The sequence below is a fragment of the Paenibacillus algorifonticola genome (genome assembly GCF_000971975.1).
In the GTDB taxonomy this organism is placed as follows: Bacteria; Bacillota; Bacilli; order Paenibacillales; family Paenibacillaceae; genus Pristimantibacillus; species Pristimantibacillus algorifonticola.
In genome coordinates, this window is record NZ_LAQO01000006.1 from 103,216 (window position 1) to 121,000 (window position 17,785).

12 protein-coding genes, 2 pseudogenes and 2 riboswitches are annotated in these 17,785 nt (G+C 51.5%); of the genes and pseudogenes, 5 read left to right on the forward strand and 9 right to left on the reverse strand.

Features of this window, described 5'->3' with window-relative positions:
- Both WH37_RS14095 and WH37_RS14100 read right to left on the reverse strand, forming a co-directional pair.
- Positions 1 to 669: a hypothetical protein gene (locus WH37_RS14095; protein WP_046231235.1), complete on the reverse strand. Its 669-nt coding sequence runs from the start codon at positions 667 to 669 to the stop codon at positions 1 to 3.
- Positions 670 to 764: 95 nt separating this feature from the next.
- Entirely contained in the window at positions 765 to 1,259 is a 495-nt protein-coding gene (locus WH37_RS14100; protein WP_046231236.1) for a hypothetical protein, read from the reverse strand.
- A gap of 239 nt (positions 1,260 to 1,498) precedes the next feature.
- Here WH37_RS14100 and WH37_RS34655 point away from each other — a divergent pair.
- Positions 1,499 to 2,369: pseudogene (locus WH37_RS34655) on the forward strand (DDE-type integrase/transposase/recombinase).
- A 45-nt stretch (positions 2,370 to 2,414) separates the two neighbouring features.
- On the opposite strand, the gene WH37_RS14110 reads toward WH37_RS34655, so the two are convergent.
- The gene (locus WH37_RS14110; protein WP_046231238.1) at positions 2,415 to 3,338 is read right to left on the reverse strand and encodes an L-lactate dehydrogenase; all 924 of its coding nucleotides are present in this window, start codon (positions 3,336 to 3,338) and stop codon (positions 2,415 to 2,417) included.
- 53 nt (positions 3,339 to 3,391) lie between these two features.
- Positions 3,392 to 4,201 (reverse strand): formate/nitrite transporter family protein, encoded by an 810-nt coding sequence (locus WH37_RS14115; RefSeq protein WP_046231239.1) that lies wholly within the window; start codon positions 4,199 to 4,201, stop codon positions 3,392 to 3,394.
- A 283-nt stretch (positions 4,202 to 4,484) separates the two neighbouring features.
- Between WH37_RS14115 and WH37_RS14120 the strand changes: the two genes are divergently transcribed.
- Positions 4,485 to 5,156: a pectate lyase gene (locus tag WH37_RS14120; protein WP_046231240.1), complete on the forward strand. Its 672-nt coding sequence runs from the start codon at positions 4,485 to 4,487 to the stop codon at positions 5,154 to 5,156.
- A gap of 94 nt (positions 5,157 to 5,250) precedes the next feature.
- Here WH37_RS14120 and WH37_RS14125 read toward each other — a convergent pair whose 3' ends face one another.
- The 5 genes and pseudogenes from WH37_RS14125 to kdpF form a co-directional block, all read right to left on the reverse strand.
- Complete coding sequence (locus WH37_RS14125) at positions 5,251 to 7,617, reverse strand: histidine kinase (RefSeq protein ID WP_046231241.1); 2,367 nt, start codon at positions 7,615 to 7,617, stop codon at positions 5,251 to 5,253.
- A 19-nt stretch (positions 7,618 to 7,636) separates the two neighbouring features.
- Positions 7,637 to 8,287 (reverse strand): potassium-transporting ATPase subunit KdpC, encoded by a 651-nt coding sequence (gene kdpC / locus WH37_RS14130; protein WP_082110802.1) that lies wholly within the window; start codon positions 8,285 to 8,287, stop codon positions 7,637 to 7,639.
- Positions 8,288 to 8,351: 64 nt separating this feature from the next.
- Complete coding sequence (gene kdpB, locus WH37_RS14135; RefSeq protein ID WP_046231242.1) at positions 8,352 to 10,385, reverse strand: potassium-transporting ATPase subunit KdpB; 2,034 nt, start codon at positions 10,383 to 10,385, stop codon at positions 8,352 to 8,354.
- A gap of 22 nt (positions 10,386 to 10,407) precedes the next feature.
- Positions 10,408 to 11,990: pseudogene (locus WH37_RS14140) on the reverse strand (potassium-transporting ATPase subunit KdpA).
- A 40-nt stretch (positions 11,991 to 12,030) separates the two neighbouring features.
- A complete protein-coding gene (kdpF, locus tag WH37_RS37390) occupies positions 12,031 to 12,108 on the reverse strand; it encodes a K(+)-transporting ATPase subunit F (RefSeq protein ID WP_074904924.1) in 78 nt (25 codons plus the stop codon).
- A 254-nt stretch (positions 12,109 to 12,362) separates the two neighbouring features.
- A riboswitch (cyclic di-AMP (ydaO/yuaA leader) is annotated at positions 12,363 to 12,553 on the reverse strand.
- 107 nt (positions 12,554 to 12,660) lie between these two features.
- Positions 12,661 to 12,861, reverse strand: a riboswitch (cyclic di-AMP (ydaO/yuaA leader).
- A 373-nt stretch (positions 12,862 to 13,234) separates the two neighbouring features.
- Here kdpF and WH37_RS14145 point away from each other — a divergent pair.
- Genes WH37_RS14145 through WH37_RS14155 form a run of 3 tightly spaced genes read left to right on the forward strand, consistent with a single transcriptional unit; the run spans position 13,235 to position 17,750 of the window.
- Positions 13,235 to 14,890 carry a response regulator gene (locus WH37_RS14145; RefSeq protein ID WP_046231243.1) on the forward strand — a complete coding sequence of 552 codons (1,656 nt, stop codon included), beginning with the start codon at positions 13,235 to 13,237 and terminating at the stop codon, positions 14,888 to 14,890.
- Entirely contained in the window at positions 14,887 to 16,764 is a 1,878-nt protein-coding gene (locus WH37_RS14150; RefSeq protein ID WP_046231244.1) for a cache domain-containing sensor histidine kinase, read from the forward strand. Before WH37_RS14145 ends, WH37_RS14150 begins: the two co-directional genes overlap by 4 nt.
- On the forward strand, positions 16,761 to 17,750 hold the full coding sequence (locus tag WH37_RS14155; RefSeq protein ID WP_046231245.1) for a substrate-binding domain-containing protein: 990 nt from the start codon (positions 16,761 to 16,763) through the stop codon (positions 17,748 to 17,750). Before WH37_RS14150 ends, WH37_RS14155 begins: the two co-directional genes overlap by 4 nt.
- The last annotated feature ends 35 nt before the right edge of the window (positions 17,751 to 17,785 follow it).

Here is a 17,785-nt window from a genome sequence, read left to right on the forward strand (position 1 = left end):
TTAACAAACAGAGATGGAGGCAATCTGGTTGTTATCTGTATTAACTGTGACTCTCATTTCTTTACATACTGATGCAAGCTGCTTAATCAGCAAACGTTCCTTGAATAGTTCGTTAAAGGCCCAATTATCAGGAAGTAAAACGTAGGCTTCTTGATATAAAAGGTAAGTTTTTGATAGGAAAGTCCATATTTTATTGAACTCATCGGAGAAAATAGGATGAATGAAGTCGAGTTTTACAAGATACTCTTTGACATTAAACGCGTGGTGATTTTCAATAGCCGTTTGTTTAGAGTCAGTTTCATATAGGGTTCCTACTGATGTGATTATTTCATGATTTCCTGCCATTTTCCTAAACAGGATTCCAGAACTCTCTCTAAGATTCATTAAAACGTATTCTTGAAAATCGGGATATTTTGCTAAAAGAGTGTTTTCAAAATGTGGAATAATCTCATAGTTTAATATTTCTTCGTACTCTGAATCATATTGTAGTGGGATTGAAACGACCGTTTTCCTATCTTTCATTACGGATGGGGAAATAATAAACAGACCTAATAAAGATACATCCGTGGCTCGAATTTTGTTTGAGATTCTCTCCATTTTTGGTCGCAATAAAGGTTTGCCAGAAGAAAAATGAACAGAGGCTGAGTGTATCTCATCAAACAATTCCATTTTATACCTCCTCATTAATTTCATGTATAAAACGTATAAAATCCTATATAAATATAGGATTTTATACTGAATAGAGCAGATTTTATTATGAAAATCTACAATAAACTAAAGTGAATTGTTTTATTTGGGCTAATGACAAAAGCTTGCCCCTTTGTAGTCCATACAGAACCTGATAAAGTTGCCGAGTAAGTTCCAGGTTGAGAATAAATATTTAACCCTTGATTTGCCGCAGATACTCTGGGTCCTCCAAGGGGATAAACAAAAGCTTCCCAGTGATCCCCATTATTAAATGCATTTCCACTGTAATATACACTTAAGTTAACAGATGTAATATATGTCCCAGGTGAGTCCATTGTAACTACCCAATTAGAGAAAACAAAACGACCTTCTTTTTCAATCCAAAAATCAGCGTATCCACTTATAGATTGGGCAGCAGCAGCCGTAATAAATTGGCCATCTTTAGCCACAGGATTAAGTGTGATTGGTATTCTCACTACCTCAGATACCCAATGATCCTGATCTTCCGAATTTTTATTTGAATCAGCAAAAGTGGCGGACGGCATTAATACCAGTGCAATAAAAAAAAACATAGAGAACTTGAGGATTAAATTCTTAATTGGTATCGCCTCCTAATAATTTTTATTCAAGTCCTATTACATATAAAATTTAACATAAAATGTTTTGAATGGAAATGGACTTTAGAACTAAAATGTTAGTCTTTGAATCAACGGGTTCGGAACTGACCCCAAAACGTGAGACAAAATAAAACACCTTTAAGTTGAAAATGCGACTATTGTAAAATAATCGTACAACTTGGAGGTGTTTTTGCATGGGGGTACGAGTGAGTTATGCCGTAGATGTGAAGATGAAAGCCATTGAAATGAGGTTAGCAGGCGTTCCTGTAAAAGAGATCATGGGCGAGCCGAACATTCGCAACCGAACACAGGTGAACACATGGATGAAGTAGTATCGCAAGGGGAAATTAAAGCGGCTGGAACAACCCGTAGGAAAGCAATATACCTATAAAAAAGGTCCAGAATACCGAATAGAATTAGCTCGATTATAAGCGGGAAGCAACAGCTTGTTCTTTTAAAAAAGTACACCGAACAGGAAAAGAAGTGATTCAAGAAGTCGTTGTAGCCTATATGTAATCATCCGAGCAACAAATGAGCATTCAAACGATGTGCTCGCTATTCCAGATCTCCAGGGCCACCTATTGTCGTAGGAAAAAGGGGTAACCGATATTACTTACTTGCCGATTGTACCCAAAATGTTGTATCTTTCAAGCATTCAGGATTTATTTAAAGGGGAAATTATTGCTTTTACCTTAGGTGATACACAGGATACGGCTTGTGTGCTCGACACGCTGAGCCAGCTCCCAGTGGTTGAGCAGGATTGTGTGCTGCATAGTATAGTGATCAAGGTTCGGTTTATACGTCTGAGATGTACCAACAGACCGTCAAAAGCAAAGGCATTACTAAGAGCATGTCCCGTAAAGGTACGCCCGCTGATAATGCCCCCATTGAATCGTTTCACGCCTCTCTCAAGTGCGAAACGTTCTATCTCGACCGTTTAACCCGTACCACGACGGCAATCGTGATGCAGACAGTCTTGGATTACATCCACTATTCTAACCATACCCGCATTCAAACGAAACGAAAAGCCAGTTACCGATTCAGTATCGGCAACTGGCTGCTTAGTTAGGTGTTTTATCTCTTTTCCATATTTGCGACCCATGTCAAAACTTATTCCATCTCATCCCGAATCGACTCGATCAAGCCTTTCAGCTTGTTCGCCGACTTCTGGAACAGCGCCGTTTCCTCATCGGACAGCGTCAGCTCCAGAACGTTGCGGATGCCGCCGCGGTCAACGACGCATGGTACGCCGATGTACACATCGGACACTCCGAGGTAGTTGTCGAGCAGTGTCGACACGTTCAGCACGGCGCCTTCATCCTGCAGAATGGCGGTGCAGATGCGGTCGAGCGCCAAAGCGATGGCGTAATACGTCGCGCCTTTTGCCTCGATGATTTGGTAGGCGGCGTCGCGTGTGCCGGTGAAAATCCGTTCCTTCTGCTCGTCGTTCAGCCCGAGCTCCGTACCCGCGACGTTCGACAGGCTCCATACCGGCAGCTCGGAATCGCCATGCTCCCCGATAATCGGGGCGTGGACGCTGCGCGGATCAATGTTCAGCTCTTCGCCAATCAGATAGCGGAAGCGTGCACTGTCGAGCAGCGTGCCTGAACCGATGACGCGGTTAACGGGCCAGCGCGATTTTCGCAGGGAGAAGTAGCTCATGACGTCCACCGGGTTCGAGGCAATCAGCAGAATGCCGTCGTCATTATATTTCAAGACTTCATCAATGATTTGGTCAAAAATCGCCACGTTGCGCTTCAGCAGCTGAATGCGCTCTTCGCCCGGACGCTGTGCTACACCGGCAGTAATAATAATAATGTCCGCGCCTTTGCAGTCCTCGTAAGTGCCTGCCCATACCTTCGTGCCGCCAAGGAACGGCATGCCGTGGTTCATGTCGAGCGCATCGCCGATCGCTTTTTTCTCATTGGCATCAATGAGCACCAGCTCATCCATGCGATTGCGAAGCAGAAGCGTATAAGCGGTTGTCGAGCCTACTGCCCCAGCGCCAATGACAACAATTCTTGATTTTTTCATATCCGATCTCTCCCTGTCTAGTGATGTAGTTGCTTTCGGTTTTGCTCCTGCATTTACTCCTGTACTTGCTCTTGCGTGTGATCCCCTTTGTCGAAATAAGGCTTGTTCACGAAATAATACATATATGCCATTAATACGCCGCCGCCAATCAGATTGCCGAGTGTGACAGGCACAAGATTGTGAATGACGCCGCCGTAAGTAATCGTGTCTGGATGGTCGACGACTAGCGCGATAGCGAAGGTGCACATGTTGGCAATGCTATGCTCGTAGCCCGAAATAAAGAAGCAGAAGACGAACAGCATCATCGAAAACATTTTTGCCCCGTCATGCTTCATGCCCATCGGAATGAAAAAGGCGAGACAGACAAGCCAGTTACATAAAATCGCCCGGAAAAACAGCTCCATCGACGACGTATGCATTTTCGCTTCGACGACGCTGAGCAAGAACGTATTGACCTTCTCGCTGTCGAATAGTCCGGTTGTCATAATGAGCAGTGCGAACACGGCTGCGCCGAGCAGGTTGCCAGCGTAGCTGGTCAGCCACATTTTGATAGCGTCGGTCCATTTGAGCTTGCGCCGGAGTGCGGTAAACGAATAATAAAACGTATTGCCGGTAAACAAGTCGCCGCCGCCGTATGCGATGAGAATAATAGCAGCTCCGAACGTGAGGGCGGCCATCGGATAAGCGAGTGGAGAATGCTCGGCGTAAAAAAAGTTGCCCGTCTTGAAGGCGACAATAACGCCAAAGCCGATGAACATGCTGGCGAGCATGGACCTGGCAATATAACGGATGCGGCTTTGTTGAAAAATCATATGCTTCTTGTGTGCGAGCTGCTCGACTTTGCGTAGCGCTTCTGTTTCCATGAGCATTCACTCCTCTTGCTGCTTACTGAGGTTAGAATAACACAGGAGGTGCACGGTCGATTGTGACATTCCTCACAGGGAAAGGGGTAAATTGTTACAGAATAAGGGATTTTGAGCGGGTTGGACAACTACTGAGCTAATGATTATTCCTGTAATGGCAAAAATTAGGTAGTCTTCTTGTAGATGCAAACGGAGGTGCACATCTATTTGCATAAAAGTAGAGGCATTTAAGGATGAGGCTTCACCTTGCCAAATAAAATGGAATCAAAGGAGGGTTTATTCGATGAAAAAATGGATTGGTGCTCTATTATCTTTGGCTCTTATTATTGCAATTGCTGGTGTGCAGCCGGCCCCTGTATTTGCGGCGGAAGTTGTAAACGCCACCATTCCTGTTCCGAAAAATACAACCTACGACGGTAAAGGCAAAGTTTTTGTAGCGAACCCGAATACGCTCGGTGACGGCAGCCAGGAGGAGGGACAAAAGCCCTTATTCCGTCTGGAAGCAGGCGCGACGCTGAAAAATGTCATTATCGGCGCTCCCGCTGCCGACGGCGTACACTGCTATGGCAACTGCAACATTGAGAATGTGACTTGGCAGGATGTAGGCGAGGATGCTCTTACATTGAAAAGCTCCGGTACGGTTAATATTACTGGCGGTGGCGCATACAAAGCTTATGATAAAGTGTTCCAAATGAATGCCGCCGGCACAATCAATATTAAAAACTTCAAAGCTAATGATATCGGGAAGTTGGTTCGCCAATTGGGAGGCTCCACGTTTACCGTTCATATGACCGTTACTGGCAGCGATATTTCCAAAGTAAAAGATTCTATCTTGCGTACGGATGCTTCCTCGTCTACAGCGAAAATCACCAATACGCGCTATTCCAATGTGCCAACGCTGTTCAAAGGTTTTGCTTCCGGCAAAACCAGCCAATCTGGAAACACGGCTTATTAGGAAATTCTTCTAAACGAGGCATGGCGATGCGTTTACGCTTGAGTCGCCATGTCTGCCGTTTGAAAGGATAACCGCCCCCCGTAAGTAAGCCTGTTTATACATCTTCAACAGGGCTCGTGCCGAGAATAGGCGGTACGGGTTCTGTTTCCCATTTTGCGACGATTAGCATATCCAAATGCCTGGCGGAGCGCAGCAAATCATGCACAATGGTTTTGCGGACGAGCATTTGCCACGGCGGCCTGCGCGATTGTCCAATAATGAGCTGGGTAGCTTGCAGGGCATTCATCTTTTGCAGCAAAATCCCGCTAATCTCTTTGCGTTTGTCCGCAACACTAACCGCCAGCTGACCGCCAAGCCGCTCGCATAGCTGCCGCAGCGCATGGAGCCGTTTTTGCTGCGCCTCGGTTTGCTGGGTTTTACTGCTATGCACATAATGGACATGCCATTCTGCCTTCAAGCGGTGAGCGATGCGAAAGCCGCGGCGAATAAGCCGCTCCGCCTGATCACCCAAATCGACGCATACAAAAATCACCTCGCGCTTGCGCCAAGGTCCCCGAAGGGAGGGCCCGCGTTTCCACGACTCCAGCCGTTCATCGACATCATCCGCAATTTCGCGCAGTGCCAGCTCCCGCAAGGCAATCAAATTGCCGATTTTGAAAAAAGAGCCCAGCGCCTGCTCTACCTTTTCCAGCTTATATATTTTACCGTCGCGCATGCGCTGCGCCAGCATCTGGGGCGTAACGTCAATGAGCTCAATTCCACTCGCCATTTGTAAAATCGCGTCCGGCACCGTTTCTCTCACCCGTACACCTGTCAGCTGCTCAACCGCATCATTCAAGCTTTCCACATGCTGTACGTTTACGGTGGAAATGACGGAAATTCCGTTTTCCAGCAGCAGCAAAATATCCTCGTACCTTTTCTTGAGCGAGCTGCCCGGCACATTCGTATGGGCAAGCTCATCGACCAGCACGACCTCGGGGCGGCGCGCAATAAGAGCCGCTGTGTCCATTTCCTCAAGCTGTACAGCCCCATAGGGAATAGCTGCTCGGGGCACAATCGTCAAGTCGCCGACCTGCTCCGCCGTTTCCTTGCGTCCATGCGTTTCCAGCCAGCCAATGACGACATCTACACCTTTACGCTGAAGAATGTTGCCTTCCTGGAGCATTTTGTACGTTTTTCCGACGCCGGGAGCGGCTCCGATATAAATTTTGAACGTGCCCCGGCGCATGCGCTGCGCCTGTTCCTCCATTTCACGGGAGTTAAGCCGATGAAAAAGAGCCTCCTGACCGCCCAGACGGCTTTTAACAGGCAAAATGCGCTCTCCCTCATGCTCCGCCCGATCCGTCATCACAAAAACGTCGATGTTCCGTATTTTGCGGAGCACTTGGTTAACGATGGAGCCTTGCCAGCGCTCCTGCCATGCTTTTTTCTTGGAATGGCCCATCACGATCCGCGTCGCATGATGCCGCGTTGCATATTCGACAAGTGCGGCAGGCAGCTTGCGCGCATGCGCTAGCGAGAGCTCCTCAAATTCGCCGCCGACTTTCGCCACCAGCTTTTGCATCGAGCGTTTAATCGTTTGCTGCTCCTGGGGCAGGCTGCGGCCCGGCAGCAGAAAGGTGACGACAGCGAGCTCGCCATGCAGCCTCTTGGCAATTTGCTGGCCTCGGCGCACATATAGGGAGCCATTGAAGTGATATTGCGTGGAAACGACAATTCGTTCGGCTGCTCCTGACGGGCCGCTTAAGCCCAGCGCTTCGCGGTGCTTTTCCAGCGTTTCATGAACACCCTCCGCCATTAGGCAGAGAGCGACTTCGCGCAGGACAGCCAAATTGCCGCGCAGCCGCATAGCCGGATGGAGAGAACTGCCGAGCAGTCCCTCTTCCATCCGGCTTAGCATCGTCTCAGGAGATACATCAATGAGGCGAACCTCATCGGCCCATTCCAGCGTATCCGCCGGGACCGTTTCCTCCGCGCGAATGCCCGTCATTTTGAAAATAACCCCGTCCTCGCCCTCAAGCTCGTAGACGTTAATCGTCGTAATGATGCTGATGCCATGCTCCAGCAAATATTGAATGTCCTCCAGCCGCGTCTTGAAGCGGGCGCACATACGGTTGCGATGGGCAAGGCCGTCCACGAGCACGACTTCCGGATTGCGGGCGAGCAGCGTCTCCAGCGGCAAATCCTGCTGCTCCTTGTCATCGCGCTGCCACCGAATGCTGGGGACATGCTCCAGCTCAGACACTAGCTCCGGTAGATTCCTATCTGTACGCGTTGCCGACGTTAATGCGCAAATGACGACATCAATGCCCTGCTGCTTCAGCAGCTGGCCTTCCTGCAGCAAATGATACGTTTTTCCGGAGCCTGCGACCGAGCCGATGATGATTTTTAGGCGTCCCTTATGCAGCCGGGAGATAGAAGCCAATATCTCCTCCGGCGTCTTGCGTTGATACGGTGGCATCCTGCTCCCGCCTTCTCTTTTATTTGGCGATTCGTGTGGATAAAGCCAGATTCAGCTCCAGCACATTGACGCGTTTATCACCGAAGAGGCCGAGCTCGCGACCTTTCGTATGCTTCTTAACGAGCGCTTCCAGCTCGGCAGTGGGCAGGCCCGTCAGCTTGCTGATTCTTGGCACCTGCACGAGCGCCGACTGCGGCGTAATATCCGGGTCAAGCCCGGAGCCGGAGTTGCTTATTAACGCTACGGGCAGCTGCTCCAGCGGAACGCCCGGGTTATCCTGCTGCCACTGGGCAATGGATGCTTTCATACGGGCCAGCAGCTCCGGGTTCGAAGGGGCATAGTTATTAGAGCCGGAAGCTTCCGCTTTATAATCAATGCTCGACACCCGCCCCTGAAAATAGCGCTGATCGGTGAAAGGCTGACCGATCAGCGACGAACCAACGACGTTGCCTGCGCTATCCTTGAGCAGGCTGCCATTCGCCTGAGCCGGGAACAGCAGCTGCGCGGCGCCCGTGCTCACAAGCGGATACACGACACCGCAAAGGAGCAGGAACAGCAGGCTGGCACGCAGCGACACCCCGATTACAGAAGATGAGGAGGGGGCCGCTGATGAAGATGGAGTGGACGGTATAGATGGCGATGGACGTTTTCTTTTTAAAATAGCATACATAGCACAATTCCCTTCTTTCAGTGGAAGTTCGTTTCATTAAATGCCGCAGCCAGTTTGGACGGCGTTAAATCCAAATATGAACCATCATGTCGATAAGCTTGATGCCAATGAACGGAGCAATCATGCCGCCGAGCCCGTAAATAAGCAGATTGCGGCTGAGCAGGCGGGCTGCGCTGAGCGGACGATAAGTGACGCCTTTCATCGCTAACGGAATGAGCAGCGGAATAATGATCGCATTAAAGATGAGCGCGGACAAAATCGCCGACAGCGGCGAGCCAAGCTGCATCACATTCAGCGCCTGCATTTGCGGAATCGCCAGCATAAACATCGCTGGAATGATGGCGAAATATTTGGCTACGTCATTGGCAATGCTGAATGTCGTGAGCGCACCGCGCGTCATAAGCAGCTGCTTGCCGATCGATACGACCTCTATAATTTTGGAAGGGTCGGAATCCAGATCGACCATATTGGCTGCTTCCTTGGCAGCCGTCGTGCCGCTGTTCATCGCTAGACCGACATCTGCCTGCGCGAGTGCGGGCGCGTCATTCGTTCCGTCCCCCGTCATGGCGACCAGCTTGCCTTCTGCCTGCTCGCGGCGGATGACGGCGATTTTATCCTCCGGCTTGCTTTCGGCAATAAAATCGTCGACCCCCGCTTCTCTGGCGATGGTTGCCGCCGTAAACGGATTGTCGCCCGTACACATAATCGTTTTGATGCCCATCGCTCGAAGCTGGTCGAAGCGTTCCTTCATGCCCGGCTTGACCGTATCCTTCAAATAAATCAAACCGAATATGTGCTGATCGACGGCGATGGCAAGCGGTGTGCCGCCTTCCTTGGCAATCCGCTCGGTCTCCTGGGCCAGATCGGCGGGGATGTCTCCTCCTTGTGCGAGCACCCACCCGCGAATCGCTTCGACAGCCCCTTTGCGCACGAGCCGTCCATCGGCCAAATCGATGCCGCTCATACGCGTCTCGGCTTGAAAGGGAACGAATTGCCCGCCCTCGCCAAGCGAGGCATCATAGGCTTTATCATGCTTTTTCATCCACTCCAGCACCGAACGGCCTTCTGGCGTTTCATCATGTATGGAAGAAATGGCGGCCCATGCCGCTGCCTCATCTGCTCCAGCAGTGCCCACCGGATTGATTTCGCTAGCCATCCGATTGCCGAAGGTGATCGTCCCGGTTTTATCCAAAATCATCGTATTGATGTCGCCGGCTGCTTCGACCGCCTTCCCTGACATCGCCAGCACATTGAACTGGGTGACCCGGTCCATGCCCGCAATGCCGATAGCGGACAGCAGACCGCCGATCGTCGTCGGAATGAGACAGACGAGCAGCGCGATGAGAACGGGAATTTCCAAATTGACGCCCACATATGCGGCAATCGGGCCAAGCGTGACGACGACGATGAGGAAAATAATCGTCAGACTGATCAGCAGCGTGTTCAAGGCGATTTCATTCGGCGTTTTTTGCCGCTTCGCTCCTTCGACGAGAGCAATCATCCGGTCGATGAAGGTTTCGCCGGGCTCGCTCGTGATCCGCATTTTGATGCGGTCGCTGATCACCCGCGTTCCGCCCGTCACAGAGTTGAAATCGCCGCCCGCCTCCTTGATGACGGGGGCTGATTCGCCGGTAATAGCCGATTCATCCACGGAAGCGAGGCCTTCGATCACCTCGCCGTCGCCGGGAATCATTTCCCCTTGCGAGACGATGACGATATCCCCTTTGCGCAGCTCCGTGGAAGGGACGATTTGAATACTGTCGCCCAGCAGCTTATTCGCCATAATTTCCTGCTTTGTTTTTTTCAGCGAGCCGGCCTGCGCTTTGCCGCGGCCCTCAGCTAAAGCTTCGGCAAAATTGGCGAACAGCACCGTAAACAGCAAAATAATAAAGACGGCCAAGTTAAAGCCGGTGCGATCCTGCGAGTCAAAGTAACCCGGAAACACGGTCATAAGCAGAACGATTAGCGTTCCAATCTCAACGACGAACATGACCGGATTTTTTATCATATGGACCGGATTCAGCTTGAGGAGGCTCATCTTTAACGCCTCGGTCACGAGCGGTCCGGTGAATAATTTTTTAGTACGTTGGTCATTCATAACGCTTACCCCTCATTTCCCTCTAACGGATCGTTAAAAACTCGGCAATTGGCCCTGTGACAATGACAGGCAGAAAAGTGAGCGCACCGATCAAAATGACGACGCCCATTAGCATAACCGCAAACAGCGAATTGTCCGTTCGGAACGTTCCAATCGTTTCTGGTACCCACTGCTTGCGGCTGAGTGATCCTGCTACAGCAAGCAGCGCAATCATCGACATATATCTGCCGAAAAACATCACGAGTCCGGTTGTTATATTCCAGAACGGCGTATTATCGGCAAGGCCCTCAAACCCGGAGCCGTTGTTGGCAGCCGAGGACGTATATTCATACAGCACCTGCGTAATGCCATGAAAGCCCGAATTGGATATCGCGCCTTGCCCCAGCTCGGTCAGAAAAGCCGCCGCCGTTGGCGCGAGAATAATAAACGGATGAACGAGAATGGCGATGGCAATCAGCTTCATTTCGCGCGGCTCTATTTTTCGCCCGAGAAACTCAGGTGTCCGTCCGACCATTAGCCCACAGATGAATACCGTCAGCATCGCATACATCAGCATATTGACGAGGCCGACGCCTTTGCCGCCGTCGTCACCGTCGTGAACAGCGCGGATTGGGCGATGCCGAAGCGAACCTCCTTGCCCTCCATGCTGCCTTGCGAAGCGTCGATGCCGAGCGTGGCGATCAGCGGATTTCCGCTTTTTTCAGCCGTATAGGAAATCGTAAGAAAGATCAGAAACAGCGCCATCATCGCCGAAAAAATAACCCAGCCCTGCTTGCTGCTTTTTGCAAACCGGCCGTACATGAAGGGCAGCGCGGCAGGCAGCGCCCACATGGACAAAATCTCAATGACATTCGTTAGCGGGCCGGGATTTTCGAAAGGATGGGCGGAGTTGGCTCCGAAAAACCCGCCGCCATTCGTCCCGAGATGCTTAATCGACTCCAGCGACGCGACTGGCCCGATGGCGATATGTTGGACCGCGCCCGTAAGCGTCGTGACGGTCAAGGTGGGACTAAGCGTTTGCGGCACCTGCAGTGCTACAAGCAGCAGTGTAATGACGATAGCCAGCGGGAAGAAAATCCGCGTATGCGCTTTGACGAAATCCTCGAAGAAGTTGCCGAGCGCTCCGCCTTTGCTCGTAATGCCGCGAACGAAAGCGACGGCAACGGAAAAGCCGGTGGCGGCGGACGTAAACATCATCATCGTAATGACCGCCATTTGCGCAAAATACGTCAGCCCTGTTTCGCCGCTGTAATGCTGGAGATTCGTATTGGTCATAAAGCTGATGACCGTATTTAGGACGAGCGTTGGCTCCATGCCGCCGATTCCGTTCGGGTTAAGCGGCAGGCCGCTTTGCAGCCGCAGCAGCACGTAGCTGATAGCTACGAGTATGAAATTGAGTGTAATAAAGCTGAGCGCGTATCTTTTCCAGCTCATGCCTTGCCGATTTTTGAGCCCGATTAAGGAATAAATGACCGTTTCGATTCGTCCGAACAGCTTGTCGGTACGATTCGGTTCGTTGGAAAACACCAAATATAAATAATGCCCAAGCGGTTTTGCAATCAGCATGATAATGCCGATGACTACCACCATTTGCAGGACGTCCACAGCTGTTCCTCCCTTGCTATAAATGATGAAACGTTATTTGCTAAAATTTCTCCGGATGGAGCAAGGCGTAGACGAGATACACCAGCAAAACTCCTGTAACGAGCAATATGACAATCATCCCCGTTCCTCCGTTTCGCTAATGGACCGGTCGCACCAGCTTATAAATCCGGCAATCAGCCCGAAAGATGCGATTAAGGTCAAAGCCATTCCGATATCCAGCATAGCTGCAGCGCTCCTTATTTCGTTTTATCCCTAGTCATTGTGGAAAAAAGGCAACAAAAAAGAAGCCTTGGGCAAAGAGGACTCTTCACCCGCAGCTTCCTTCATCCGGGCATAATACGCCCCTGATTCGCCTGCGATTAGTGTAAGTGTGGCCTCTCCCGTTGACGCTTGCGAGGTTAGCTGTCGGATTCGGGCGCGAGAGACGCCCTACGCTTGGCACTTGTCGTGTGCCCTGCGATTCACCCCGTGACGCTCCCTGCAATCGTCCATTGGACAATGGCAGAGGGCCGTCGATGGTTCCCCCGTTTCTGCGGCAGTGCAGAACTCAGCGTTTGAAACAAAATGTCTGCCGATGTTGCGATTGCTATTTTCGAAAAAAGACAACAAAAAACCACAGAGGCGTATGACGCTCTGTGGCCTGATTTACAAGGTCACAATCGTTCACCATTCCTCTCTACACCTGCGCTTACGAGGTTAGCTGTCGGATTCGGGCGGTGAGAGTCGCCCTACATTTGCCTGGAGTTTCATGACACTCCTGCAAACGATTCACCCCTGCGCTGCCAGCCTCCGACTCTCACATCGGACCCTTGCAGTGCGTTTGGTTCCCCCGCTCTTCGCCTAATGCGCGAAGACTCAGCGATCAAAAAAGGTTCATTCATGTTATGAATCATACTCCCCTGCCGCGAGTGCTGTAAAGGAAGCTGGCGCCGCAAAAGAGAGCGAATGCAGCGGATTAGCGTGATTTTAAACGCTTACAATGAGATTTATCTTTAGCAAGGTCGGTTTATCTCGCGATTTCTTTTAAAATATAGGAAAGCATATGATTTTTCCATCCTTTCTCTATATTTCATCGCGAAACGGTAGCTTTGCCGCCAAAGGACGGCTTCAGCCGTTTACGCTTGTTTACTAAAAGCACCCCCTCTTTCCAGAAAACACGGAAACGAATATGATAAATAGCATGCTGACAGTATCAGGTCTTTGCGGCTGCTCGGCCGCGTATTTAAATAGCGGGGGGATAAACGATGTATAAAGTGCTGCTGGTGGATGATGAAGAAGAGACGCGCAGCGGGCTGCTGCAGGAAATTGCATGGGAGCGCAATGGCTTTGAAATCGTAGAGACGGCGGCGAATGGCCGGGAAGCGATGGAGCTGATCGAGCGTTTGGAGCCGGACATCGTCGTGACGGATATTAGCATGCCGTATATGAACGGCTTGGAGCTGGCGGAATGGATGAGGAAGACGTATCCGCTGACGCGCATCGTTATTTTTTCCGGCTATGATGAATTTGAATATGCCAAGCAGGCGATCGGCTTGCAGGTGGATGAGTATATTTTAAAGCCTTTTTCCGCGCAGCAGCTGCTTGAGGTGATGGACAAGGTGAAGGAGCGGCTGGATGATGAGCGTGAGAAACGGGAAAATATGCAGCTGCTGCAGGAGCATTATCGTACAAGCCTGCCGGTCGTAAAGGAGCTATTCCTGTCGTCGCTGCTCTCCCGTAAGCTTCCGCTGCGGCATATTGAGGAGAAGGCAGAGAAATATGAGCTCGATTTGGCGGGGGAGGCGTACATTGTGTCCGTGCTGCACACGCATGTATTGGAAGCGCTTCCCGGCGTTCCGCTGCGGACGGCTGAAAGCTCGCTTGCCGCCTCCAGCGATCTCGACCTCAAGCTGTTTGCCCTTCGCAATGTGGCGGAAGAGGTGTGGGGCCGGCTCGGGCTAGGCAAGGTATTTCTGTATCAGGACCAGGTGGCGCTGCTAGCAGTTGGACGAGAAGGAAGCGCCCAAGAGCTAATGGAACGAACACTGAGCGGTCTCGCTGAAATGCTGCAAAATATCCGGAAATACTTGCGTTTTCCAGTGACTATTGGGGTTAGCTCGATGCTGCCTGATGTCGCGCAGCTGAAGCAGGGCTATGAGGAGGCGCAGCAGGCGCTGGATTATCATAATTTGGTGGGCAGCAACCGGATCATTTGCATTGACGATGTGGAGACGCGTTATGTCGAGGAGCTGCAATTCGACGAGCTCAAAGAGCAGGCGCTCATTCGGTGCCTCCGTGTAGGGACGCATGAGGAGCTGGAGCAGCTGGTGGCTGCGCTTTTTGATGAGATTGAAGGCGTTAATGCCGCTTACCGGGAATACCAGCTGTACATGCTGGAGATGATGACGGCGATCATGAAGCTGGTGAAGGAAGCAGGGCTGAACCTGTACGAAATAGCGGGATACGAGCTGCAAATTTATGCGGAGCTGGGGCAGCTTAGCGGGCTTGAGGAGACGAGAAGCTGGTATATGTCGCTCTGCGAGAAAATCCGCCATCATATCGCCAGCCGCAGACAAAGCTCCTACAAGCAGCTCGTCGAGGAAGCGGTGCGTTATACGAAGGCAAACTTCCATGACAGCGAGCTGTCGATTGCCCGGCTGTGCAGCCATCTGCATATTAGCGCAGGCTACTTCAGCAGCCTGTTCAAGAAGGAAGTGAAGCTGACGTTCGGCGGTTATTTGCTTCAGCTGCGGATGGAGGCGGCGAAGGAAATGCTGCGGGCGACGGAGCTGAAGACGTTTGAAATTGCCGAGAAGGTCGGCTTCTCGGACCCGAATTATTTTTCACTGTGCTTTAAGAAAAATGTCGGCGTCTCCGCCAAGGATTATCGCAATCAGGCGATGAATGTGGATGCGCCATGAGGAAGCGCAGCATCCAGTTTTTAATTTCAGTGGCGCTGTCGGTATTTTCGGCGGCTGCGATTATGATGGTCAGCGTGCTGCTGTACAACAAGTTTTCGCAGACCGCGGAGACGAATGCGCTGCGCAATACCCAGCAGGTCGTCGATCAGGTCAGCTACAATTTGGAGGATTATATCCAGGGCATGTCGGAAATTTACGGCGTTATCCACGATACGATCAGCCGCAGCGGCGATGTGAACGAAGAGGAGCTGCGCAGCCAGCTGAATACGATTATCGGCATTCGGGGAGAAATTGTGTCGCTGGCGGTCATTGGGCATAACGGCGAGGTGATGATGAGCATTCCGGGCGTTGCGCTAAAGGAAAATCTGAGCTTATACAATCAGCGCTGGTTCCAAAGCGCGCTTCAAACGCCGAATCATCTCAGTTACTCGCTACCACATGTGCAGAACATGTACAAAATGCAGTACAAATGGGTCGTCTCGCTAAGCAAAGGCATTACCGTAGCGCGCAGTGGGAAGACGGAGCAGGGCGTGCTGCTGCTGGATGTCAATTTTAACAAAATCAATCAGCTGTCCTCGCGGGTCGTGCTTGGCAAGAAGGGCTACGTCTACATTGTGGACGAGAGTGCGGGCAATATGGTGTACCATCCGCAGCAGCAGCTCATCTACGCCGGGCTGAAAAGCGAAAACGTCGAGCAGGCGCTGAAATATACGTTTGGCAGCTTTCACGATGAATCCGGCGACGAGGATAAAATGATTACGGTGCAGACAATCGGCAACATCGGCTGGAAGGTGGTCGGGGTGTCCTTCACCGACGAAATTATTACGACGAGGCGCGAGCTGAACGATTATTTGTTGAATCTGCTGCTGATGTTGCTCGTATTCGTCATTGCGATGTCGTGGCTCATTTCGCGCATTATCGCCCGTCCGATCCGGCAGCTGGAGAAGTCGATGAAAAATGTCGAGCGCGGCGATTTCCATACGATGACTGCCATTCGCGGACCGCTGGAGGTGGAGCAGCTGTCCAGACGCTTCAATCTGATGGTGTCGCGAATCCGCGAGCTGATGCAGCAAATTGTTGTGGAGCAGGAGGCGAAGCGCAAATATGAATTTGAGGCGCTGCAATCGCAAATTAATCCACATTTTCTATACAACACGCTCAATACGGTCGTGCGCATGGTCGGCATGAACCGCAATGAGGAGGTTGTGACGACGATTACATCCTTATCGAAGCTGTTCCGCATCAGCCTTAGCAAAGGAAAGCCGATGATTCCGTTGGCGAGCGAGCTGGAGCATGCGCGAAACTATCTCATCATTCAGAATATCCGGTTCAAAAATAAATTCGATTATGTGTTTGACGTCGAAGAGGCCGCGCTGCCCAGCTTGTCGCTCAAGCTGATTTTGCAGCCGCTGCTGGAAAATGCCATTATGCACGGCATTGAGCCGTCCGTCGATAAAGGGATGATTACGGTGCGGGCATGGATCGAAGCCGGGCAAGTGTACGTGCAGGTAAGCGACAATGGGCTCGGGATGAGCGGCGGGCAGCTGGCTGCGCTGCTCTCGGAAGAGACTGGCGGTACAACCAAGCGGGGTAGGCATGCGGGAGAAAGTAACGCTGATCGTGACGGCACCATCGTAGGTGCTGCTTCGGGAGCTTCTAAGAGGTCTGCCTCTGCGGGAACCGCATCCAGCCCGGTTTCCGGAGCGGGCTCCGGCGTAGGCGTGCGCAATGTGCATGAGCGGATTCGGCTGTTTTACGGCGAGCCGTATGGCCTGAAGTTTGAGAGCGAGCTGGAGGAGGGAACGACCGTGACGATACGGTTCCCATTCAAGCCGGCTGATGAGGAAGCTGATGAGAGGAGTGAGGAAGGATGAGTGTAAAACGCAGGTTAGGGCGGTTTGCCGTGCTTTGCATAGCGGCTATGGTTGCGCTGCTGCTGGGTTCCTGCATGCATCAGGCAGAGGACAGCAGCATTCAACGTGAAAATATTGACATCAGTCTGCTGCTCAAGCGGCTGGATGGCGACTATTGGAACTCCGTTGTCATGGGCGCCGAAGCGGCATCGAAGGAGTTCAACGTTACACTGCATATTTCCGGGCCGGAAAAGCAGGGCAGCCCAGAGCAGCTTCTGGAAACGGCAAAGCTTGCGCTGGTGCATCATCCAGACGCGGTTGTATTTGCTGCCGGAAATGAAGAGGTTACGGCCGGCATTGTCGAGGCGGGCAAGGCGGCGCGGATTCCGCTTATTGCGATCGACACTGAGACAGAGGAAGCTGGCATCAGCTCGATCATCACGATTAATCATCATCAGGCGGGACGCGCAGTTGCTCTCAAAATGAGTGAGCTGCTGGCAGGCAAAGGCAGCGTCGCCCTGCTGACTGACGGACTTGGGGACAACAACCAGCTGCGCCGCGAGGAGGGCATTAAGGAGGCGCTTGCCGAGGAAAGCGGCATGGCGCTTATTGGCATCGAGCCCTGCGTGGAGGCTGATGGCAACTGCCGAAGCGTCGTCAGCAGCTTGCTGAACGAGCAGCAGGTAGATGGCATTTTGGCGCTTAATGTCCAAGCTGCCGTCACGGCTGCCCTTGAGGTGAAGCAGCGGGGGCTCGGCGGCAAAATTAAAATTGTCGCCTTTGACAGCTCCATGGAGCTGCTTGAACTGCTGCAGGAGGATCAGCTGCAAGCGGTGCTGGTGCAAAATCCGTTCAGCATCGGCTATCTTGGTATCAAAAATGCCGTACTCGCTTTGCGGGGGGAGGAAGTGCCGCTGCATGTAGCGATGGAGGCCAAGCTGGTGAATAGCGACACGATGTTTTGGCCTGAAAATCAACGGGTGCTGTTTCCCTTTATTCAGAAGTAAGGAGGATTTTAATAAAAATGATGAGGATTTTACAT